Source organism: Streptomyces sp. NPDC046939 (assembly GCF_040644575.1).
Classification (GTDB): domain Bacteria; phylum Actinomycetota; class Actinomycetes; order Streptomycetales; family Streptomycetaceae; genus Streptomyces.
Genome location: NZ_JBEYWV010000004.1, coordinates 210,334 through 231,953 on the forward strand (window position 1 = coordinate 210,334; position 21,620 = coordinate 231,953).

At 71.9% G+C, this 21,620-nt stretch carries 14 protein-coding genes; 2 read left to right on the top strand and 12 right to left on the bottom strand.

Going from position 1 to position 21,620, the window contains the following annotated elements; translation table 11 throughout:
* Positions 1-10 precede the first annotated feature (10 nt).
* The 3 genes from ABZ877_RS06485 to ABZ877_RS06495 all read right to left on the bottom strand — a co-directional run bounded on the left by ABZ877_RS06485 (position 11) and on the right by ABZ877_RS06495 (position 6,361).
* Positions 11-1,858 carry an acetolactate synthase large subunit gene (locus tag ABZ877_RS06485; RefSeq protein WP_361065306.1) on the bottom strand — a complete coding sequence of 616 codons (1,848 nt, stop codon included), beginning with the start codon at positions 1,856-1,858 and terminating at the stop codon, positions 11-13.
* 244 nt (positions 1,859-2,102) lie between these two features.
* Complete coding sequence (locus ABZ877_RS06490) at positions 2,103-4,973, bottom strand: EAL domain-containing protein (protein WP_361065309.1); 2,871 nt, start codon at positions 4,971-4,973, stop codon at positions 2,103-2,105.
* 449 nt (positions 4,974-5,422) lie between these two features.
* The gene (locus ABZ877_RS06495; RefSeq protein ID WP_361065312.1) at positions 5,423-6,361 is read right to left on the bottom strand and encodes a 2-hydroxyacid dehydrogenase; all 939 of its coding nucleotides are present in this window, start codon (positions 6,359-6,361) and stop codon (positions 5,423-5,425) included.
* A 75-nt stretch (positions 6,362-6,436) separates the two neighbouring features.
* Here ABZ877_RS06495 and ABZ877_RS06500 point away from each other — a divergent pair, with 75 nt between their 5' ends.
* The gene (locus ABZ877_RS06500; protein WP_361065316.1) at positions 6,437-7,456 is read left to right on the top strand and encodes an aldo/keto reductase; all 1,020 of its coding nucleotides are present in this window, start codon (positions 6,437-6,439) and stop codon (positions 7,454-7,456) included.
* A 192-nt stretch (positions 7,457-7,648) separates the two neighbouring features.
* A complete protein-coding gene (locus tag ABZ877_RS06505) occupies positions 7,649-8,806 on the top strand; it encodes a PQQ-dependent sugar dehydrogenase (RefSeq protein WP_361065319.1) in 1,158 nt (385 codons plus the stop codon).
* Here ABZ877_RS06505 and ABZ877_RS06510 read toward each other — a convergent pair.
* From ABZ877_RS06510 to gatB, 9 genes are all read right to left on the bottom strand, one after another.
* Entirely contained in the window at positions 8,799-8,993 is a 195-nt protein-coding gene (locus ABZ877_RS06510) for a DUF6191 domain-containing protein (RefSeq protein ID WP_361065555.1), read from the bottom strand. The two genes, ABZ877_RS06505 and ABZ877_RS06510, sit on opposite strands and share 8 nt — an antisense overlap.
* Positions 8,994-9,078: 85 nt before the next feature.
* Entirely contained in the window at positions 9,079-12,198 is a 3,120-nt protein-coding gene (locus ABZ877_RS06515; RefSeq protein WP_361065322.1) for an AAA family ATPase, read from the bottom strand.
* Positions 12,199-12,479: 281 nt separating this feature from the next.
* A complete protein-coding gene (locus tag ABZ877_RS06520) occupies positions 12,480-12,671 on the bottom strand; it encodes a hypothetical protein (protein ID WP_361065325.1) in 192 nt (63 codons plus the stop codon).
* A gap of 231 nt (positions 12,672-12,902) precedes the next feature.
* A complete protein-coding gene (locus tag ABZ877_RS06525) occupies positions 12,903-13,439 on the bottom strand; it encodes a hypothetical protein (RefSeq protein ID WP_361065328.1) in 537 nt (178 codons plus the stop codon).
* Positions 13,440-13,492: 53 nt separating this feature from the next.
* Positions 13,493-14,074, bottom strand: coding sequence for a GNAT family protein (locus tag ABZ877_RS06530; protein ID WP_361065331.1), 582 nt, complete (start codon positions 14,072-14,074; stop codon positions 13,493-13,495).
* Between the two features lie 38 nt (positions 14,075-14,112).
* Entirely contained in the window at positions 14,113-16,341 is a 2,229-nt protein-coding gene (locus ABZ877_RS06535; RefSeq protein WP_361065334.1) for an MMPL family transporter, read from the bottom strand.
* A gap of 199 nt (positions 16,342-16,540) precedes the next feature.
* Positions 16,541-18,613 (bottom strand): phosphocholine-specific phospholipase C, encoded by a 2,073-nt coding sequence (locus ABZ877_RS06540; protein WP_361065337.1) that lies wholly within the window; start codon positions 18,611-18,613, stop codon positions 16,541-16,543.
* A gap of 157 nt (positions 18,614-18,770) precedes the next feature.
* Positions 18,771-20,072, bottom strand: coding sequence for an SLC13 family permease (locus tag ABZ877_RS06545; RefSeq protein WP_361065340.1), 1,302 nt, complete (start codon positions 20,070-20,072; stop codon positions 18,771-18,773).
* Between the two features lie 26 nt (positions 20,073-20,098).
* A complete protein-coding gene (gatB, locus tag ABZ877_RS06550; protein WP_361065342.1) occupies positions 20,099-21,619 on the bottom strand; it encodes an Asp-tRNA(Asn)/Glu-tRNA(Gln) amidotransferase subunit GatB in 1,521 nt (506 codons plus the stop codon).
* Position 21,620 lies beyond the last annotated feature (1 nt).

Genomic DNA, 21,620 nt, shown 5'->3' on the forward strand with positions numbered 1-21,620 from the left:
CCTACAGCTCTCAGTCGTCTTCGTTGTCGCCGAAGTCGGGGCGGACGCCGCGGGCGGCCATGACCTCGTCGTTGGAGGTGCCGGCGGCGACCATCGGCCACACCATGGCGTCCTCGTGGACGATGAAGTCGATCACGACCGGGCGGTCGTTGATCGCGTTGGCCTCCTCGATGCACTTGTCGAGGTCCTCGGGGCGCTCGCAGCGGATCGCGTAGCAGCCCATCGCCTCGGACAGCTTCACGAAGTCCGGGACGCGGGTGCCCTTGTTGGGCGGGGTCTCGCCGTCCGGGCCCGCGTGCAGCACGGTGTTCGAGTAGCGCTGGTTGTAGAACAGGGTCTGCCACTGGCGGACCATCCCGAGGGCGCCGTTGTTGATGATGGCGACCTTGATCGGGATGTTGTTCAGGGCGCAGGTGGTGAGCTCCTGATTGGTCATCTGGAAGCAGCCGTCGCCGTCGATCGCCCAGACGGGCCGGTCGGGCGCGCCGGCCTTGGCGCCCATCGCGGCGGGGACCGCGTAGCCCATGGTCCCGGCGCCGCCGGAGTTCAGCCAGGTGGCGGGCTTCTCGTACTGGATGAAGTGCGCGGCCCACATCTGGTGCTGGCCGACGCCCGCGGCGAAGATCGTGCCCTCGGGGGCGAGTTGGCCGATGCGCTCGATGACCTGCTGCGGGGAGAGCGAGCCGTCCTCGGGCAGGTCGTAGCCGAGCGGGTAGGTCTCGCGCCAGCGGTTCAGATCCCGCCACCAGGCGCTGTAGTCGCCGGTGTGGCCGTCGGCGTGCTCCTTCTGGACGGCCTGGATCAGATCGGCGATGACCTCGCGGGCGTCGCCGACGATCGGCACGTCGGCGGCGCGGTTCTTGCCGATCTCCGCCGGGTCGATGTCGGCGTGGACGACCTTGGCGAACGGGGCGAAGCTGTCCAGCTTGCCGGTGACGCGGTCGTCGAAGCGGGCGCCGAGGGCGACGATCAGGTCGGCCTTCTGCAGCGCGGTGACGGCGGTGACCGCACCGTGCATGCCCGGCATCCCCACGTGCAGCGGGTGGCTGTCGGGGAACGCGCCGAGCGCCATCAGGGTGGTGGTGACGGGCGCTCCGGTGAGCTCGGCGAGGACCTTCAGCTCGGCGGTGGCGTGCGCCTTGAGGACGCCACCGCCCACGTACAGGACCGGCCGCTTCGCGCTGGTGATGAGCTTCGCGGCCTCGCGGATCTGCTTGGCGTGCGGCTTGGTCACGGGGCGGTAGCCGGGCAGGTCCGTCTGCGGCGGCCAGGAGAACGTGGTCTGCTTCTGCAGGATGTCCTTCGGGATGTCCACGAGGACCGGCCCGGGGCGGCCGGTGGAGGCGATGTGGAACGCCTCGGCGATCACCTTGGGGATGTCCTCGCCCTTGGTGACCAGGAAGCTGTGCTTGGTGATCGGCATGGTGATGCCGACGATGTCCGCCTCCTGGAAGGCGTCCGTGCCGATGGCCTCCGAGACGACCTGGCCCGTGATCGCGACCAGCGGCACCGAGTCCATGTTCGCGTCGGCGATCGGCGTCACCAGGTTGGTGGCGCCGGGGCCGCTCGTCGCCATGCAGACGCCGACCTTGCCGGTGGCCTGCGCGTATCCGGTGGCCGCGTGCCCCGCACCCTGCTCGTGACGGACGAGCACGTGGCGCACCCGGCTGGAGTCCATCATCGGGTCGTACGCCGGAAGGATCGTGCCACCCGGAATGCCGAATACGGTGTCGGCCCCGACCTCCTCAAGCGAGCGAATGAGGGACTGCGCTCCCGTGATGTGCTCGACGGGGGCGGACTGTCCTCCGGAACGGGGCCGCGGCTGCGGATGGTGGGCCCCGGTGGCCTGCTCGGTCATCGGCATTCTCTTCTCGATGCTGAGGGTTTTTGCGAGGGTTGTGCAGGAGTGTTGCGGGTTGCGTCCTGTGCCGGTGCAACAAAAAACCCCTCGTGCCGTGAGGCAAGCGAGGGGAGCGCGCCGGGAGCGGTTGCTGGGGATTCCGGTGTGGACCGGTCGGGTCCCAGCTTCAGCCGACGCGCTTTCCAAGTACGAGAATTCGGGTGCGCATGGCTCTGACCCTCCCCCCGGCACGCATGGCGTGTCAAGTGGGTGGGACGGGCGTCTCACCATGTGAGCGCGGACCGAGCGCCCCCGCGAGCACCGGTTCGGGTGTCCCGAGCGGCACCGGGTACTCCCCGGAGCTGAGCGCGCGCCTCAGCCGGTACTCGTCGAGCGGCCCGGAGAACGCCATCCCCTGGCCGTGCGTGCACCCCATCTCGCGCAACGCGAGCACCTGCTCGGGCAGGTCCACGCCGTCGGCCACCGAGGCGAGCCCGAGGTCACCGGCGATCCGCAGCAGACCGCTGGTGATCTTGTGCAGCCGCGCCGACTCGACGACGCTCTCGACGAGCGACCTGTCCAGTTTCAGTACGTCCACGGGCAGGCGACGCAGCGCGGTGATCGCCGCATAGCCGCTGCCGAAACCGTCCAGGGCGATGCGGACGCCGAGTCTGCGCAGCGCGGTGAGGCGCCGCTCCAGCTCGTCCATCGGCACTCTCGGGTCACTGTCGGCCAGCTCGATGACGAGCGAGCCGGACGGCAGCCCGTGCCGGGTCAGCAGCGCCTCGATGGAGCCGAGCGGCATGGCCCGGTCCAGGAGCCTGCGCGCGCTCATCCGTACGCAGACCGGCGTGACGTGCCCGCTCTGGCGGCGGTCGGCGGCCTGCTCGACGGCCTTCTCCAGCGTCCAGCGGCCCAGCTCGGCCGTGCGCTCGCTGTCGTCGGCCACCCGCAGGAACTCGGCGGGCGTGAACAGGATGCCCTGGGACGAGCGCCAGCGGGCCTGCGCGGCGACCGCCGTGATCCGGCCGTCGTCGAGCGACACGATCGGCTGGTGCAGGAGCGCGAACTCGCCGTCGTGCAGCGCCGTACGCAGCCTGGTGGCCAGCTCCGCCTTCCGTACGACGTCGGCCTGCATCTGCGGCGCGTACAGCTCGACGCGGCCCTTGCCGGCGGCCTTGGCGCGGTACATCGCCAGGTCCGCGTTGCGCAGCAGCTCGCCCGCCGTGATGTCGGGCTCCGCGAAGGAGACGCCGATGGAGGCGGCGACGCGCACGTCCTTGTGCCCGTCGATCGTGTACGGCTGGGACAGGGCGATTCTGAGCCGGTCGGCCAGCTCGTATATCTGCTGCTCCCTGGCGGTGTGGTCGCGACCTCCGTCGCCGACGATGAGCGCCGCGAACTCGTCACCGCCGAGACGAGCCGCGGTGTCTCCGGAACGTACGGAGTCGGCCAGCCTTCTTGCCGCCTGCACGAGCAGTTCGTCGCCCGCCTGGTGGCCGATCGTGTCGTTGACCTGCTTGAAGCCGTCGAGGTCGATGAAGAGCACGGCGGTGCCCCGGTCGGAGGCCCGCCTTCCGGTCAGGGCCTGGCTCACCCGCTTGGTGAACAGCGCCCGGTTGGGCAGGTCGGTGAGCGGGTCGTGCTCCGCGTTGTGCTGCAACTGGGCCTGGAGGCGGACCCGCTCGGTGACGTCTCTGCTGTTGAGGATCAGGCCGCCGTGGTGGCGGTTGATCGTGGACTCCACGTTCAGCCAGGCTCCGGTGCCGGAGCGGAAGCGGCACTCGATCCGGGTGGTGGGCTCCTCGACGGGGCTGGCCGCGAGGAACCTGCGCACCTCGTGCATGACGCGCCGCAGGTCCTCCGGGTGGATGATCGAGGCCAGCTCGGAGCCGACCAGCTCCTCCGCGTCCCGCCCGTAGACGCCTGCGGCGGCCGGGCTGACGTACCTCAGGATCCCGTTCGGAGCGGCGATCATGATGACGTCGCTGGAGCCCTGCACGAGCGAGCGGAAGTGGTTCTCCTTCTGCGCCAGCTCCTGGGTGAGCGTGATGTTGTCGAGGAGCATGATCCCCTGGCGCACGACGAGCGCGAGCACCACGGTGCAGGCCGTGAAGAGCACGACCCGGTCGACGCTGTGCCCGTTCAGCACGTTGTACAGGATTCCCAGCGTGCAGACGGCCGCGGCCAGATACGGAGTCAGCGCGGCCAGCGATCCGGAGATCGGCCGGGTGTGGCTGACCTGATAGCGCGGGTCGAGGCCGGGGGGCCGCTCCTCGCGCGGCGGGTCGCTCACGGGGCCCACCCAGGGGGCGTACGCGAGCAGCAGCGAGCCCGCGAACCAGCCCGCGTCGAGGATCTCGCCCGAGCGGTACGTGGCGTGCAGCAGCGGCGAGGTGAACAGGGCGTCGCACATCACCGTCAGGGCGAGCGCGCCGATCGCGGTGTTCACCGCCGTGCGGTTGCCGGGCGAGCGCCGGAAGTGCAGCGCGAGCACCATGCTGACCAGCGCGATGTCCAGGAGCGGATACGCGAGCGAGAGCGCGGTGCGGGTGACGCTCTGCCCCTCGGACTCGGCGGTGTGCGCGAGGGCGAGACTCCACGAAAGAGTGACGAGGGATCCGGCGATGAGCCAGGCGTCGAGCCCGAGGCAGGTCCAGCCGGCCTTCGTCACGGGCCTCTTCGCGAGGACGAGGAGGCCGATGATCGCGGGTGGCGCGAAGCAGAGGAAGAACAGGTCGGCGAGGCTCGGTGTCGGCACGGGCGCTTGCAGGACGACCTCGTACCAGCCCCACACGCCGTTCCCCAGCGACGCCATCAGCGAGGACAGGGCGAACAGGAGCCAGGCGGGTCGAAAGCGACTGCGCCGGGAGCGCGCGTACAGGAAGTTCGACACGGCGGCGACGGCGGCGGCCACGCTGAGTCCGAAGTCGCCCATGAACAGCGCGACTTCCTCACTGCCCCAACCGAGCGCGGAGCCGGTCGCGTAGGCCGCGCACAGCAGCGTGAGGACGACCTGCGGGCCCGTGCCCGTGCCCGTGCCGCTGCCGCGCGGCCCGGAGCGTGCCGGTACGGAGGCCCTGGCCTGCAAGGGGGCTCCGAGCGCGGTGGTCTCTGTCGGCTGGGCGGTCACCGGGCCGCCTCGGTCCGTGCCGCCCCGGCGTCCCGCTCGACGGGGCCGGTCTGCGGATGCCTTCGACGGCCGCCGCGGGCGCCACCACGGGGCGTGTGGCTCCCGCGGCAGCTCGTACTTCGGCCGCGCATCAACGCGTTCGAGGGTCGCCGTCGACGGTTCCGCCGCGTCGGATCGTTCACCCATAGGCCGTGCATCGCCCGTCGCCCCCCTCGCAATCCGTGACTCTTCCCCGGCGCCGATTACCCGTAGTGGCGCCACCCCAGTCGGGACGATACACCAGGATCGTCACTCAGGGACATAGTCTCTCTACGCTGCGTGACGGCCAGCGCTGACGGGGGCACGCGGTGCAGCCGGACGGGCGCGGAGCGTGTGCGCCGGGCCACGGGCAGCCGCACGGGAGAGGTCCGCGGGGCCGGTGCTCCCCCGTGCGGCCGGTGCGTCCCGTGTCAGCCGATGGTGTGCACGACGTTGCCGAGCGGTTCCCCGGCGGCGTAACGAGTGAGCTGGGCGGCGAGCAACCGTTTGGCCCGCGGCAGGAAGGCGGAGGTGGGACCGCCGACGTGCGGGGAGATCAGCACCCCCGGAGCCTGCCACAACGGGTGCTCGCGGGGCAGCGGTTCGGGGTCGGTGACGTCCAGGGCGGCGGTGAGACGGCCGCTCTCCACCTCGGTGAGCAGCGCCTTCGTGTCGACGACGGGGCCGCGGCCGACGTTGACGAGCAGTGCCCCGTCCTTCATCCGTCCGAGGAACTCCGCGTTGACGAGACCGCGGGTGTCCTCGGTGAGCGGCGTGACCACGATGACGACATCGGCGTCCGGCAGGAGGCCGGGCAGATCGGTGAGCTGGTGCACGGGCCCGCGCTCCGTCGTGCGCGCGGAGCGCGCGACGCGCGCCACCCGCGCGACCTCGAACGGAACGAGCCGGTCCTCGATGGCCGCGCCGATCGCCCCGTAGCCCACTATGAGCACATTCTTGTCCGCGAGCGCCGGGCGGAAACCGGAGCGCCACTCCCCGCGCTCCTGCGCGCGGACGAAGTCCGGGATGCCGCGCAGGGAGGACAGGATGAGGGTCAGCGCGAGCTCGGCGGTGCTGGCGTCGTGCACCCCGCGCGCGTTGCACAACTGGACGCCCGGGCGCAGGTACTTGAGCCCGCCCTGGACGTGGTCGACGCCCGCGGAGAGCGTCTGCACCACGCGCAGTGACGACATGTCCGGCAGGGGGCGCACGGCCGTCTCCGCGCCCTGCATGTAGGGGACGACGTAGTACGCGCAGTCGGCCGGGTCCGCGGGGAAGTCCGCCTCACCGTTCCAGAAGCGGTAGTTCAGCCCTTCGGGAAGGCCCGGTATCTCGTCGGCGCGGATGGGCAGCCACACATCTCCAGTCATGGTCAGGAGGCTATGTCAGCCGCGCCGACGTGCAGAGGTTAGGTTGAGGGTCGAGACAGGGAGGGTCACGGGCAAGTGGAGCGCAAGGCGATCGGGGCGGCGGCGCTCGAGGTGGGGGCGGTCGGGCTCGGCTGCATGCCGATGCACTGGGCGTACACCGGCTCGCGCCGGCGCGGCGAGGAGTCCCTGCGCACCGTGCACGCCGCCCTCGACCGGGGCTGCACTCTGCTCGACACCGCCGACATGTACGGGCCGTTCACCAACGAGCTGTTGCTCGGCCGGGTCCTGAAGGAGCGGCGCGCGGACGCGTTCGTGTCGACGAAGGTGGGGCTGCTCGTCGGGGAGCAGCACATTGTCGCCAACGGCCGCCCGGGGTATGTGAGGCGGGCCTGCGACGCCTCGCTGCGGCGTCTGCAGACGGACGTCATCGACCTGTACCAACTGCACCGGGCCGATCCTGAGGTGCCGGTCGAGGAGACCTGGGGCGCGATGGCGGAGCTGGTGAGCGCGGGCAAGGTGCGCTCGCTCGGGCTGTGCGCGGTGGGTGCGGCCGGTGGGGTGGGTTCGCGGGCCGGGCGTCGTGGTGGCCGGGCCGGACTCTATGACGGAACGATTCAGCAGTTGGAGCGGATCCAGCAGGTCTTCCCGGTCAGCTCGGTGATGGCCGAGCTGTCGGTGTGGTCGCCGGAGGCGCTGGAGTCCCTGCTGCCGTGGTGCGCGGTGCGCGGGGTCGGACTCCTGGCGGCGATGCCGCTCGGCAACGGCTTCCTGACCGGGACGCTGACCCCGGGCCAGGGCTTCGAGCGGGACGACGTACGGGCCCGCCACCCCCGCTTCACCGCGGAGATGATGGCGGCGAACCAGCCGATCGTGGCAGGTCTGCGCCGCATAGCGGCCCGCCGAGGCGAGCACGTGACCCCGGCGCAGATCGCTCTCGCGTGGGTGCTCGCCCAGGGCCCGAACGTGGTGCCGGTGCCGGGGGCGAAGCACGAGCGGTGGGCGGTGGAGAACGCGGCGGCGGTCGGGCTCGCCCTGACCGAGGCAGAGTTGCGGGAGATTGCCGGGTTGCCCGCGGCGCAGGGGTCGTGGGACTGAGGGTGCGGGCGGCGGGCGGGTCGGCGGCTGTGCGGTCGTGCGCGCCCTCGTGACGCGGCCGCGGTCCTGCGAAGGCGGGGGCGCGGAATCGGACGGGGAAGATCGGGAACTCGGGGAGCGCGAGCGGTGTATGAACGGTAGAACCGTCGCGTCGAAGGGACCTTGATCGTGCAACGTCAGCAACGTCACGCTGTGCGGCCCGCACTGGCCGTGGCCGCCTGTGCCGCGTTCCTGTTCACGGCGGGGTGCTCCTCCGGCGACGACGGGCGGCCGGACAAGAACAGCACCTCCGCGCCGAGCGCCGGCGGCTCCGGCACGTCCTCGACCTCGCCGAGGCCCGGTGACACCCCGCCGGCCAAGGGCTCGGTGACCGTCGGGCGCACGGTGGCCAGGGACCTCACGTCACCGTGGGGCCTGGCCCCGCTCCCCGAGGGGGACCTGCTGGTCTCGTCGCGGGACGAGGGGACGATCACCCGCGTCGACACGGAGACCGGCGAGAAGACGGAGCTCGGCTCGGTGCCGGGGGTCGCCCCGGGCGGCGAGGGCGGTCTCCTGGGCCTCGCCCTCTCGCCCTCCTACGCCTCGGACCACATGGTCTACGCGTACTTCACGACGGAGTCGGACAACCGCATCGCGCGGATGATCTACGACGAGAAGAAGCCCGCGGGCGAGCAGTTGGGCGCGCCGGACACGGTCTTCAAGGGCATCCCCAAGGGCACGAACCACAACGGTGGCCGGATCGCGTTCGGCCCGGACGACCTGCTGTACGTGGGCACGGGTGAGACGTACCGGACGGAGCTGGCCCAGGACAAGAAGTCCCCGGGCGGCAAGGTGCTGCGCCTGACCCCGGACGGCGACCCGGCGCCGGGCAACCCCTTCGGCGATTCCCCCGTCTACTCCTACGGCCACCGCAATGTGCAGGGCCTGGCCTGGGACAAGGACAAGCGGCTGTGGGCCTCGGAGTTCGGCCAGGACACTTGGGACGAGCTGAACAACATCGTGGCGGGTGACAACTACGGCTGGCCCGACGCCGAGGGCAAGGGCGGCGGCTCCGGCTACCACGACCCGATCGCGCAGTGGCACACGGCGGACGCCTCACCCAGCGGCATCGCCTACGCCAAGGGGTCGATCTGGATGGCCGGCCTGAGAGGCGAGCGCCTGTGGCGCATCCCGCTGGACGGCGCCAAGGAGGCGCACGAACCCCAGGCGTTCCTGGAGGGGAAGTACGGGCGGCTGCGTACGGTGGTCGCGGCGGGCGGTGACAAGCTGTGGCTGGTGACGAGCGAGACGGATTCGCGGGGCACACCGAGCAAGGGGGACGACCGGATCCTGGAGCTGAAGGTCAGCTAGCCGGATCCCCGGGGGCCTCGTCGGCCGCCGGTCCGGTACGGGGGCGGCGGACCGTCACCTTTCCGGACTCCAGGTCTATCGGGCCGCGGCCGGGGTCGCCGTCGTTCAGGTCGACGCGGGTCAACTCCAGGCGCTTGCGCTCGTCGTCGGTGTGCTTGCGGCCGGGGGCGAAGAGCTGTTCGAGCATGTTGAACACGGCGCCTCCAGGTGGTGGGCGGACGGCGCGGCGGCCGGCCCTCCGTCCAGCGTACGGCGGGGCGTGGCGGAGGCGGTCAGGTCGCGGTGCCGGGCGGCACCAGGACAGGTTGCTCGGGGAACAGGTGCAGGCGGTGGGCGAGGGCGGCCGCCTCTCCCCGGCCCGCGACGCCCAGCTTGGCGAGGATGTTGGAGACGTGGACGCTGGCGGTCTTCGGGGAGATGAAGAGTTCCTCGGCGATCTGCCGGTTGGTGCGGCCGGCGGTGACGAGGCGCAGGACGTCGCGTTCGCGGCTGGTGAGGCCGAAGTCCTCGCGTGAGGGGGCCGGGGCGTCACGGCGGGGCGCGGCGGAGGTGAGGCTGAGCCGGGCGCGCTGGGCGAGCAGGGCGACGGACTCGGCGAGGGGCCGGGCGCCCAGATGGTCGGCGACGGCGCCGACGAGCCGGAGCAGCTCGGTGGCGCGGTCACGGTCGGATTCTCGGTCGGAACCACGGTCGGAATCGGCGCCGGGGTCGGAAGGGGTGGTGGACAGGAGGAGGGACTCGGCGAGGCGGAGGCGGGCGCGGGCCAGGTCGTAGGGGCGGCCGAGGGGTTCGAGGGCGGTGACGACGGCGGACCAGTCGTCGGGGGTGTCGCGGCCCTCGGCGCGGGCGAGTTCGGCCCGCACCCACAGCTCGTGGGCGTGCCAGACGGGAACCGGGGTGGCCTGGAGTTTGGCGGCGTCGCGGATGCGGGCGAGGGCTTCGGCGCGGCCGGGGTCGGCGGCGGGCAGCCCGCGGGCGTCGGCCTCAGCGGCGGCGGCGGTGCGCAGGAGGGGCCAGATGTAGCGGTGCATGGAGGGTGGCAGGCCCGCGGAGGTGACGCGGGCGAGTTCGGCGCGGGCGTCGAGGACGCGGCCCTGGGCGGCGGCGAGAGCGAGGGCGAGATGGGCGAGGGGCAGGGCGTACTGCGGCATGGGGTCGTGGGTGCCGTAGTGCTCGTGGGCGGCCTTGAGGTGCCCGGCGGCCTCCTGGAAGGCGCCGCGGTGGAGCGCGATGAAGGCGAGGTGGACGCAGGAGGTGCCGCGGGGCTTGGCGCTGAGGGAGGAGCGGCGGGTCCAGTCGGCGGCCTTGACGGCGTCGTCCCAGCGGCCGAGGGAGAGGAGGGACTCGGCCTTGTTGGCGCGGACCCAGCCCTTGGTGTCGGTGAGGCCGTAGCGGCGGCACAGGTCGATGCCCTCGTCGCAGATGCGGACGGATTCCTCGGAGCGGCCCGCGCCTTCGAGGCAGGAGGGCAGGTTGATGTTGACGTTGTTGATGCGGGCGATGAGACCGAGGTCGCCGGAGCGGGCGCGGACGGTGTACATCTCGGCGAAGCCCTGCTCGATGGCGCCGGCGTCCACGAGGAGGCCGCCGAGGATGAGCCGGGCGTGGAGTTCGGTCTCCTCGTCGCCGACCATGTGGGCATACTCGACGGCGCGTTCGGCGGCGGCGAGGGTCTCGGCGCCGGGGCTGTGCAGCATCCCCCAGGAGGCGGCGTGCGCGAGGACCTGGGCGTGGACGGCGGACGGTGGCAGGCCGCGGACCAGCTCCTGGGCGGTGGCTATCTCGTCCCAGCCGTCGCCGCGCCCGGTGTGGGAGCTGATGCGGGAGCGCTGGATCCAGAACCAGGCGGCGCGCAGCGGGTCGCCCTCGCCCTGCATGGCGGCCTCGTCGAGGAGGCGGATGGCGCGCTTGCTGATCTTCAGGGCGCGTTCGCGTTCGCCGCACAGGCGGCCGGCGACGGCGGCTTCACCCATGAGGTCGAGGTAGCTGAGCGGGGTGGTGGCGGGATCGCAGTCGCAGGCGGGGTAGGTCTCGGAGTAGTCGCCCATGCGGAGCTCGGCGCGGATGGACTCCGGGGCGCCGTCCCACAGCTCCATCGCCCGTTCCAGGAGGCGGAGTTGTTCGGAGTAGGCGTGGCGGCGGCGCGCCTCGGCACTGGCGGCGAGGACGGCGGGCAGCGCCTTGGCCGGGTCGTGGGCGTGGTACCAGTACGTGGCGAGGCGCATGGCGCGGGCGTCGGCGGGGACGAGCGCGGGGTCGGCCTCCAAAGCCTCGGCGTAGCGGCGGTTGAGGCGGGAGCGTTCGCCGGGAAGCAGGTCGTCGCTGACGGCCTCGCGGACCAGGGAGTGGCGGAAGCGGTAGCCGTCGCCGTCCTCGGTGGCGAGCAGGATGTTGGCGCCGACGGCGGCGCGCAGCGCCTCGATGAGTTCGTCCTCGCCGAGCCGGGCGACGGCGGCGAGCAGCGGATACTCGACGGTCGAACCGCCCTCGGCGCAGATCCGGCAGACGCGCTGGGCGGACTCGGGCAGCGATTCCACGCGGACGAGGAGGACGTCGCGCAGGGAGTCGGTGAGCCCGGTGGCACAGCCCTGGGCGGCGGAGACGGCGAGTTCCTCGACGAAGAAGGCGTTGCCGTCGGAGCGGCGGAAGATGTCGTCGACCAGGGCCGGTTCGGGCTCCGCCGCCATGATCCCGGCGATCTGGCGGGCCACTTCGCCGCGGGCGAGGCGGCCCAGCTCGATGCGGGTGACGGTGCGCAGGCGGTCGAGTTCGGCGAGCAGGGGGCGCAGCGGGTGGCGGCGGTGGACGTCGTCGGCGCGGTAGGTGGCGACGACGGCGAGGCGGCCGCTGCGCAGGGTGCGGAAGAGGTACGACAGGAGGTGGCGGGTGGAGGCGTCGGCCCAGTGCAGGTCTTCGAGGACGACCACGACGGTGTGCTCGGCGGCGACGCGCTCCAGGAGGCGCGCGGTGAGTTCGAAGAGGCGGGCGGTGGCGCTCTCGTCGCCCCGGCCGTCCAGGCCGCGGGTGCCGGGGTCGCTCAACTCCGGCAGCAGCCGCGCCAGTTCGTCCTCGCGTCCGGCGGCGGCGGCGGCGAACTCCTCGGGCAGTTTGCGGCGCAGTGCGCGCAGCGCGGCCGAGAAGGGGGCGAAGGGCAGCCCGTCGGCGCCGATCTCGACGCAGCCGCCGGTGACGACGACGGCGCCGTCCCGGCAGGCCCCGGCGGCGAACTCCTCGACGAGCCGGGTCTTGCCGACCCCGGCCTCACCCCCGAGCAGCAGCGCCTGGGGCGCGCCCTCGACGGCACGGGCAAGGGCGGTGTTCAGTACGCCCAGCTCATCGGCGCGCCCGACAAACACCGGACTGACGGACCTGGTCTCCACACCGCCGAGCATCGCACACGAATACGAGTCACCGACGGCCTTTTCGGGGCGCGGAACTAGAGCGCCGGGCGGGGGGACAGCGGGGCTCTCAAAGCCCAGGGCAAGAACCCCACGCGGCAGGACAGCAGCCCCCTCGGCGCGCGGAGCCAGGGCGCCGAGAGGGAGGGCGCCAGGCAGTGCGCCCTCCCCGTTCGACTCCCCCGATCTGCGTCCCCCGTTCCTGATCCCCCCGTTTCCGGTCCCCCCGTTCCTGGTCCCCGGGTTCCCGGTTCCCCCCGGCCGGGGCGTCGCGTTCACGCGGTGCGCGGGGCACGCTGTCGGCGCGACCGGTGGGTGATCACCCGCCCCTCGGCCTCCTGGTCCGCCGATCGGTGCTCGGCTCGGCGGGCCTTGGCGGCGGCACGGGCGGCGCGGGCCAGACGGTAGGACCGGGCGCGCTCGATGAGTTCGGCGGAGTGGGCCTGGTGCAGTTCGTACTCGAACATCTCGTCTCCCTGGTGACGATCGTCCGCGGAGGTCGCGGATCCGTTGTGGTTCTCGCGGTGCGTTCTCCGCGATGCCTCAACTCTCGTCTCCCAGGGGGGTGCGCCACATCGGGAGAGTGCCGCATGTTCGAGGTCCGGGGTGCCTTATGCGAGGTCGGGGGTGCCTTAGACGCCCGGCGCCGGACGGGTCCGACCGCCTAAGGCACCCCGCGTGGGCGCCTAGGGCCGGGCTCAGCTCGTCTTCGGCAGGCCGAGCAGCAGGTCCGTGTACTTCGCCACGGCGAGCAGCAGTCCGAGGACGCCGAGGGAGACACCGGCCCAGGCGGTCGACTTGATCCAGGCGGCCTGCGCCTTGCCGGGCGCCCCGAACGCGGGCCGCGCCAGGACGAACGCGCCGACGATCAGCGCGATCAGTGCGAAGGCCCCGCCGACGAGGGCGGCGGCGTGCCAGGCGTCGCCGTAGACCTCGGAGACCTGCTTGGCGACGCTCGCGGTCTGGGCGGTGTTGAGCTGGCCGATGAGGGACTCGCGGGCCGAGGCGACGGTGCCGAGCCAGTTGCCGCTGAGCGCGACGATGCCGAGTCCTACGGAGACGATGGCGCCGGCGCCCTGCCCGACACCGGTCGCGCGGGGCGCGGCCGGGGCGTCGCCCTCCGCCTCGGCGGCCTCAGCGGCCTCCACGGCCGCGGGGGTCTCCGTCGCCTCGACGGCCTCCTCGTTCTCCTTCCGCTCGGTGGCGTCGGGCTGCGCATCAGTCTTCGTATCCATGCTGCGCACCGTACGGACGGAGTCTGAGAGGTGTATTAACGCTCCTCCTCCGCTTAACGCTCCTCGTGCGAGCCGCCTGCCGCACCCCGCGCCGCGCGCCACTCCGGCGCGAGCACCGACCAGATCTCCTCGTCGTGACGGACGCCGCCGTAGAGGTTGGCCTCGCGCAGAACCCCGTCCCGCTTCATGCCGAGGCGGCGCGCGACGGCGATGCTTGCCGTGTTGCCCGCCGCCGCCTGCCACTCGACGCGGTGGATGCCGCGCTCCTCGACCGCCCAGTCGATGAGGAGGCGGGCGGCGCGGGTGATGAGCCCGCGCCCGGTGGCCGCGGGCTCCAGCCAGCAGCCGACCTCGCAGTTCCCCTGGGCCGCGTCGAAGATCCGGAACAGGACGCCGCCGACGAGGACGCCGTCCAGCCAGATCCCGTGCAGGCCCCCGTTGTCGGCGACCCGCTTCTCGGCCCAGCGCCGCAGGAGCGCGCGGGAGGACTCGACGTCGACGGCGTCCTTGCCGAACGGGATGAACTGCCCGATGTGGTCGCGGCCGCGATCGAGGTGGCGCAGGAACTCCTCCGCATGCCAGGTCTCCAGCGGCCGCAGCTCAGCACTGCCGTCCCCCAGCGGTATCGCGTACATCAGGCACCTCACAAAGCTCAAGAGCGAGCTCGGAAAGCTCACATGGCTACGTCGTCCAGCGCGTCGCCCCGTGCGCCGCGCTGCCCGGGGATCTTCGCATTCGCCGCCGCGCGGCACTCCGGCGGTTCGATGCTGAGCCGAGGCAGCCGCCGGTCGAGCCACTGGGGCAGCCACCAGTTGGCGCCGCCGAGCAGGTGCATGAGGGCGGGGACGAGGAGCGTACGGAGGATGAACGCGTCGACGGCGACGGCGGCGGCCAGCGCGATGCCGAACATGGCGATGACCCGGTCGCCGCTGAGCACGAAGGCGAGGAAGACGGAGATCATGATGACGGCCGCCGAGTTGATCACCCGGCTGGTCTCGGCGAGTCCGATGCGGACGGCGCGCCGGTTGTCGCCGGTCTCCAGCCATTCCTCGTACATCCGGCTGACGAGGAAGACCTGGTAGTCCATGGAGAGGCCGAAGAGGACCGAGACCATGATGACGGGCAGGAACGGTTCGATGGGCCCGGAGCGGCCGAGGCCGAGGAGGTCGCTGCCCCAGCCCCACTGGAAGACGGCGACGACGACACCGAAGGCGGAGGCGACGGCGGCGACGTTCATCGCGGCGGCCTTGAGCGGGATGCCGAGCGAGCGGAAGGCGAGCAGCAGCAGGAGGCAGCCGAGCCCGATGACGACGCCCACGAAGAGCGGCAGCTTGCCGACGACGACCCCGGCGAAGTCGTCGTAGCTGGCGGTGACGCCGCCGACCTGCACGTCGAGGGAGGTGCCGCGTTCGGCGTCGGGCACGACGTCGGCGCGCAGCCGGTCAACGAGGCCGCTGGTCCGGTCGGACTGCGGGGCGGAGGACGGCACGACGGTGAGGTAGGCGGTGGTGTCGTCGTCGTTGTACGTGACCGGGGAGACGGCGGCGACGCCCTCGGTGTCGCGGAGATCGTTCGCCAGCCGTCCGAGTGCGGCCTTGTCCTTGGCCCCGTCCACCTCGCTGACCAGCGTCAGCGGCCCGTTGACGCCGGGTCCGAAGCTGCTCGCGAGCAGGTCGTACGCCTGCCGGGTGGTGCTGGACTTCGCGTTGTTGCCCTGGTCGGAGGTGCCGAGGTGGAGGGAGAGGGTGGGCAGTGCGAGGACGGTGACGACGGCGAGGGCGATGCCGCCGAGCAGCTTCGGGTGGCGTTCGACGAAGGCGGCCCAGCGGGCGGCGAGCCCGGTCGGCAGCTCCGGTTCGGGCCCGTGCTCGGTGAGCCTGCGCCGCTCGCGCCGCGACAGGGCCCGCATGCCGATGAAGGAGAGCAGCCCCGGCAGCAGGGTCACGGAGGCGGCGACGGTGAGCAGTACGGTCACGGACGCGGCGATCGCGACCCCGTTGAGGAAGCTCAGGCGCAGGATGAGCATGCCGAGCAGCGCGATGCAGACGGTGGCGCCCGCGAAGACGACGGCGCGGCCGGTGGTGGCGACGGCCCGTTCGGCGGCGACGGCGACCGGCAGGCCGCGCTTCAGTCCGCGCCGGTGCCGGGTCACGATGAACAGCGCGTAGTCGATGCCGACGCCGAGCCCGACGAGCATGCCGAGCATCGGCGCGAAGTCGGCGACGGTCATGGCGTGGCCGAGCAGGCCGATGCCCGCGTAGGCGGTGCCGACGCCGATCAGGGCGGTGGCGATGGGCAGCGCGGCGGCGGCGAGCGAGCCGAAGGCCAGGAAGAGCACGACGGCGGCGACGGCGATCCCGATGATCTCGGACAGGTGCGCGGAGGTCGGCTCGGTGAGGGCGACGGCGCTGCCGCCCAGCTCGACCTGGAGCCCGTCGGGCCCGTGCGTCTCGGCGTCGCGGGCGGTGTCGACGACGGCCTGTGCCTGGCCGCGCGGGATGTCGTCGGCCTGCGCGGCGAAGGTGATCGTGGCGTAGGCGGTGTGCCCGTCGGCGCTGATCTGGCCGGCGCCGCGGTCCTCGTACGGGGAGACGACGGAGGAGACGCCGGGAAGTTCGCCTATCTGGGTGAGCGTGTTGCTCATGGCGGTCTCGACGTCGGCGGCCCGGACCGTGGAGTTCTCCATGTGCCAGACGACGGTGTCGCTGTCGCCGCCGAGCCCGGAGAACCCCTCGTCGAGGAGGTGGGTGGCCCGGCCCGACTCGGTGCCGGGCGCCTCGTAGTCGTTCGAGTAGGCGGATCCGGCGACGGCGGCCGCCGCGCTCGTGCCACCGAGCGCGAGCAGCCACAGCAGGACGACGACGAGCCGGTGCCTGACACACCACCGTGCGAGTGCGGCCACGGAGTGCTCCCTGGGGTCTGGGGGATCTTTACCGGGAGCAGTCGGTGATCGGCTGATATCGATCGAACGAGCCCGCAAAGAAACACGTGAGCAAGAGCCAGTCACTCTTGCAGGCAGAAGTGATCCTTTGTCGCTTTCGTGTCCTTACTCACATACGTACTCCGGCGTCTGATCCGTGCTGCACCGCGCCGCACACCGGTCAGCCCGACACACTCGGTCGCCCGTCCTCGATATGCCCGGCCAGCCGCCGCCGGAACGCTTCACCGGCCGTGACCTCGACGTCGTACCAGCCGTGCGCCTTCCCCGTCCCGTGGACGACGGTGACGGTCCTGCCGGGCCGGACCGTGACGGTCCGCTTCCCTACGACGACCGTCCGCGCCCTCTCCCCCGTGCCGCGCACACGGATGCGCACGGCACGCGCGCGTGCGTCCACGCTCGTGGTGACGTCGACGCCGGAGTCCGTACGCCCTCGGAACTCGCGCCGGAACCCGTTGGGCCCCGTCACCACGAAGTCGTACGCGCCGTCACGCACCGGCACCGTCACGGTCGCCTCGCGGCGGACGTCGTAGTGCTGCGGCGCCGCGTACTCGCCCGCGTACGGGTAGAGCGCGAAGTGCGCGCTGGAGCGCCCGGTGTTGGTGAGGGTGAGCACCAGTTCCCGCTCGTGCACGCGCGCGTGGGCGTCCGGCTGGTAGGGCAGCGCGCGGGCCGGCCGGGTGCCGGGCTCCTGCACCGGCATCGACTGCTTCGCGGGCGGCTGCGGCGCCCAGCGGCCGGTGAACGCGGGGATCGGCCCCGGCTGCTCGACCTCGGGCTGCCGGTGGCCGTGGCGGAAGTCGAAGGCGCCGGTGAGGTCACCGGCGACCTGGCGGCGCCACGCGCTGATGTTGGGCTCGCGCACGCCGGTCCACTGCTCCAGGAAGCGGATCACGGAGGTGTGGTCGAAGACCTCCGAACACACGTATCCGCCCACGGTCCACGGCGAGACGACGAGCATCGGCACCCGGATGCCGAGCCCGGTCGGCACCCCCTGCCAGTGCTCGTCGGCGACGTCCGGGCCGGGCACGGGCGGCGGTACGTGGTCGAAGAAGCCGTCGTTCTCGTCGTAGTTGATGAAGACGGCGGTCTTGCGCCACACCTCGGGGTGCGAGGCGAGCGCGTCGAGCACCTTGTAGACGATGGTCGCGCTGTGGATGGGTGAGGAGACGGAGGGGTGCTCCGAGTCGACCGCGGACGGTACGAGGTAGGAGACGCGCGGCAGCTTTCCGCGCGCGACGTCACGCGCGAAGGTCGCGGCCAGCTGACCGGTCGGCACGCGCCGCAGCCCGCGCTCGAACAGCGACCGCTCCCGCCGGTCCAGCGTCGCCACGCCCTCCTCCAGGAGGGCGAACAGCGTGTCCCTGGCGCTCGCGTCGGCGGCGTCGCGCACCTTCGCGTAGAACGCCTCCATATAGGTGAGACCGGTCTTGACCAGCGCCTTCCTCGCGATCGCCTTGAAGGTGGCGAAGAACTCGATCTGGTTGTCGGTGAAGTTCTCCCACTCGGTGTACGTCTGCCAGCTCACGCCCGCCTTCTCCAGGCGCTCGGCGTACGTGCCCCAGTCGTAGCCGGGGTGCGTGCCCTCGTCGTAGGCGTCGTTGCCGACGGCACGGGCCCCGGTCAGCGGCTCGTTCCCGGTCTTGCCGCTCCACAGGTGGTTGCGGTTGGGGGAGGTCGAGGAGTGGATGGAGGAGTGGTAGGCGTCGCAGACGGTGAAGGTGTCGGCGAGTTCGTAGTGCAGCGGGATGTCCTCGCGCGTGTAGTACGCCATCGTGGCGGCGGTCTTCGCGGTGATCCACCCGTCGTGCCAGCCGCCGTGCGCGGCCTTGGCGCCGCCGAACCAGGAGTGGTCGAGGGCGCCTATGTACTGGAGGTCCTTCTTCTGCGCCGCCGCCGCTTCCCGTACGGGGAAGGGCAGGACGGTGCGGAGCGCTCCTGGCTGCTCGAACACGCTGGTGCCGCCGGGCAGCCGGATCGCGTTGCGGTCGCCGAAGCCGCGGACGCCGCGCAGGGTTCCGAAGTAGTGGTCGAACGACCGGTTCTCCTGCATCAGGATGACGACGTGCTCGATGGCGTCGAGCCCGCCCTTCGGCGGCGCGCCGTGCTTCGCCTGGGCGGCGACGGCCTGCTGGAGCGAGGGCGGCAGGAAGGACCCGACGGCGGCGGCGCCGAGCGCGCCCCCGCCGACGGCCATGAGGCGTCGGCGGGACAACTCAGGGGACTCCGGGGACACGCGACGACCTCCGTACGTAATGGTCCGCAATCGGCCCATTGGCTGGTTCGGCGGGGACGGTAGCCACGCCAGATGTCCCGGGGAAGTACGAGAACCAGCCGAAACGTAAACGTCCAAGCGTTCGGGACAAAGGTCCAACCGCCGGGCCGGGGAACCGCTAGGCCAGGACGAGCAGCCCCGCCCAGAGCGCCACCGTCGAGGCGAGCAGCGTCGCGGGCACCGTGAGCAGCCCGAGCCGGGTGAAGCCGCCGAGGTCGGGTTCGGTGCCGTGGGCGTGCACGATGCGTCGCCACAGCAGGGTCGCGAGCGAGCCGACGTAGGTGAGGTTCGGGCCGAGGTTGACGCCGATCAGCGCGGCGAGCACCGGTCCGGGACCGGCCGGGGCGACGGCGGGGAGCAGCGCCAGGATCGCGGGCAGGTTGTTGATGAGGTTGGCGACCACGGCGGCGACCCCGGCGACCGCGAGCAGCGTAAGCAGGGACGTTCCGTCGGGCAGGACGTGGGCGATGCCGTCGCCGAGCCCGTTGTCCACGACGGCCCTGACCACGACGCCGAGGGCGAGGACGAAGAGGCAGAACGGCAGGTTGAGCGCCTTGAACAGCTCGCCCGGGGTGGAGCGGCGGCGGGCGAGGGACCGGACGCCGAGCACGAGCGCGCCCGCGCACGCGGCGTACAGCGGTTCGATCCCCGCGAACGACGTGACGACGAACCCGACGAGCGTCAGCGCGAGGACCACCAGCGTGAACACCGGTACGGGGGTGGGGTCCTCGGGGTCGGGATCGTGCGCCGGCGCCCCGAGATCGTCGGCGAAGTACCGGCGGAACACGACGTACTCGATGCCGATCGCGAGCAGCCACGGCAGCGCCATGAGCGCCGCGAACCGGCTGAACGTCAGCCCGCTCGCCGTGAACGCCAGCAGGTTCGTGAGGTTGGAGACGGGCAGCAGCAGCGACGCCGAGTTGGCGAGGTGGGCGCTGGCGTAGACGTGCGGGCGCGGGCTCGCCCCGATCCGCGCGGCCGTCGCGAAGACGACCGGGGTGAGCAGGACGACGGTGGCGTCCAGGCTGAGGACGGCGGTGACGGCGGCGGCCACCGCGAAGACCCCGCCGAGCATCCGCGTCGGACTGCCGTGACAGGCCCGTGCGACCGCGTCACCGGCGGCCTTGAACAGGCCGTCGTCGGCGCAGAGTTGCGCGAGCAGCAGGATCGCGGCGAGGAAGCCGACGACGGGGAGGAGTTCCTTGGTCTCGGACCAGGCGTGGTCGGGGCTGACGGCGCCGATGCCGATGGCGATCCCGGCGGCGGGCACGGCGGCGACGGCCTCCGGCCAGCCACGGGGCCGCAGCACCGCGAAGGCCAGCGTGGCCAGGAGGAGGCCGATGGCCAGGATCTCGGCCGAGGTCGTACTCAGTGCACCGCTCCGTTCCACGGGCCCTCGAACGCCGGAGGGGCCGGACATGTCCAGCCCCTCCGGAACCACGAGGCTCAGCCCTCGCTGACGCCCAACTTCTCCAGGATCAGCTCCTTGACGCGCGCCGCGTCGGCCTGACCCCGGGTCGCCTTCATCACGGCCCCCACCAGGGCCCCCGCAGCGGCGACCTTGCCGGACTGGATCTTCGCGACGATCCCCGCGTTGGCGGCGATCGCCTCGTCCACAGCGGTGGACAGCGCGCCCTCGTCCGACACGACCTTCAGGCCGCGCTTGTCGACGACCTCGTCGGGCGTGCCCTCGCCCTTGAGGACGCCGTCGATGACCTGACGGGCGAGCTTGTCGTTGAGGTCGCCCTTGGCGACGAGCTCGGAGACGCGCGCCACGTGCTCGGGCGTGATGGGCAGTTCGCCCAGCTCGACGCCCTGCTCGTTGGCGTTGCGGGCCAGCTCGCCCATCCACCACTTGCGCGCGGACGCGGCGTCCGCACCGGCGTTGATCGTGGCGACGATCGGGCCGATGGCACCCGCGTTGCGGATCGACTGCATGTCGTGGGCGGAGATGCCCCACTCCTCGATCAGCCGGTTGCGCTGGGCGAGCGGCAGCTCGGGGAGTTCGGCGCGCAGCGCCTCGACCCACTCGCGGGACGGGGCGACGGGGACGAGGTCGGGCTCCGGGAAGTACCGGTAGTCCTCGGCGTTGTCCTTGATGCGGCCCGACGTGGTGGAGCCGTCGTCCTCGTGGAAGTGACGGGTCTCCTGCACGATGGTGCCGCCCGAGCGCAGGACGGCGGCGTGGCGCTGGATCTCGTAGCGCGCGGCACGCTCGACGGAACGCAGCGAGTTGACGTTCTTCGTCTCGGAGCGCGTGCCAAACTCCTCGCGGCCGTGGGGCCGCAGGGAGAGGTTGACGTCGCAGCGCATCTGGCCCTTGTCCATGCGGGCCTCGGAGACGCCGAGCGCCCTGATGACCTCGCGCAGCTCGGCGACGTACGCCTTCGCGACCTCGGGGGCGCGCTCGCCCGCGCCCTCGATCGGCTTGGTGACGATCTCGATGAGCGGGATGCCGGCGCGGTTGTAGTCGAGGAGCGAGTGCGAGGCGCCGTGGATGCGGCCCGTGGCACCGCCGACGTGCGTCGACTTGCCGGTGTCCTCCTCCATGTGGGCGCGCTCGATCTCCACGCGGAAGACCTCGCCGTCCTCCAGCTGCACGTCGAGGTAGCCGTTGTAGGCGATCGGCTCGTCGTACTGGGAGGTCTGGAAGTTCTTCGGCATGTCCGGATAGAAGTAGTTCTTCCGGGCGAAGCGGCACCATTCGGCGATCTCGCAGTTCAGCGCGAGGCCGATCTTGATGGCGGACTCGACGCCGATCTCGTTGACCACGGGCAGGGCGCCGGGCAGGCCGAGACAGGTGGGACAGGTCTGGCTGTTGGGGCCCTGCTTCAGCTCGGTGGAGCAGCCGCAGAACATCTTCGTCTTCGTACCGAGCTCGACATGGACCTCGAGGCCCATGACCGGGTCGTACGACGCGAGCGCCTCCTCGTAGGGAAGCAGCTCGGGGGTGGTCGTGGCAGTCACG

Bases quoted from the DNA above. Each gene is read 5' to 3' on its own strand.
- ABZ877_RS06485 (WP_361065306.1), bottom strand. From the start codon at position 1,858: ATGACCGAGCAGGCCACCGGGGCCCACCATCCGCAGCCGCGGCCCCGT.
- ABZ877_RS06495 (WP_361065312.1), bottom strand. From the start codon at position 6,361: ATGACTGGAGATGTGTGGCTGCCCATCCGCGCCGACGAGATACCGGGC.
- ABZ877_RS06510 (WP_361065555.1), bottom strand. From the start codon at position 8,993: ATGCTCGAACAGCTCTTCGCCCCCGGCCGCAAGCACACCGACGACGAG.
- ABZ877_RS06515 (WP_361065322.1), bottom strand. From the start codon at position 12,198: ATGCTCGGCGGTGTGGAGACCAGGTCCGTCAGTCCGGTGTTTGTCGGG.
- ABZ877_RS06520 (WP_361065325.1), bottom strand. From the start codon at position 12,671: ATGTTCGAGTACGAACTGCACCAGGCCCACTCCGCCGAACTCATCGAG.
- ABZ877_RS06525 (WP_361065328.1), bottom strand. From the start codon at position 13,439: ATGGATACGAAGACTGATGCGCAGCCCGACGCCACCGAGCGGAAGGAG.
- ABZ877_RS06530 (WP_361065331.1), bottom strand. From the start codon at position 14,074: ATGTACGCGATACCGCTGGGGGACGGCAGTGCTGAGCTGCGGCCGCTG.
- ABZ877_RS06545 (WP_361065340.1), bottom strand. From the start codon at position 20,072: ATGTCCGGCCCCTCCGGCGTTCGAGGGCCCGTGGAACGGAGCGGTGCA.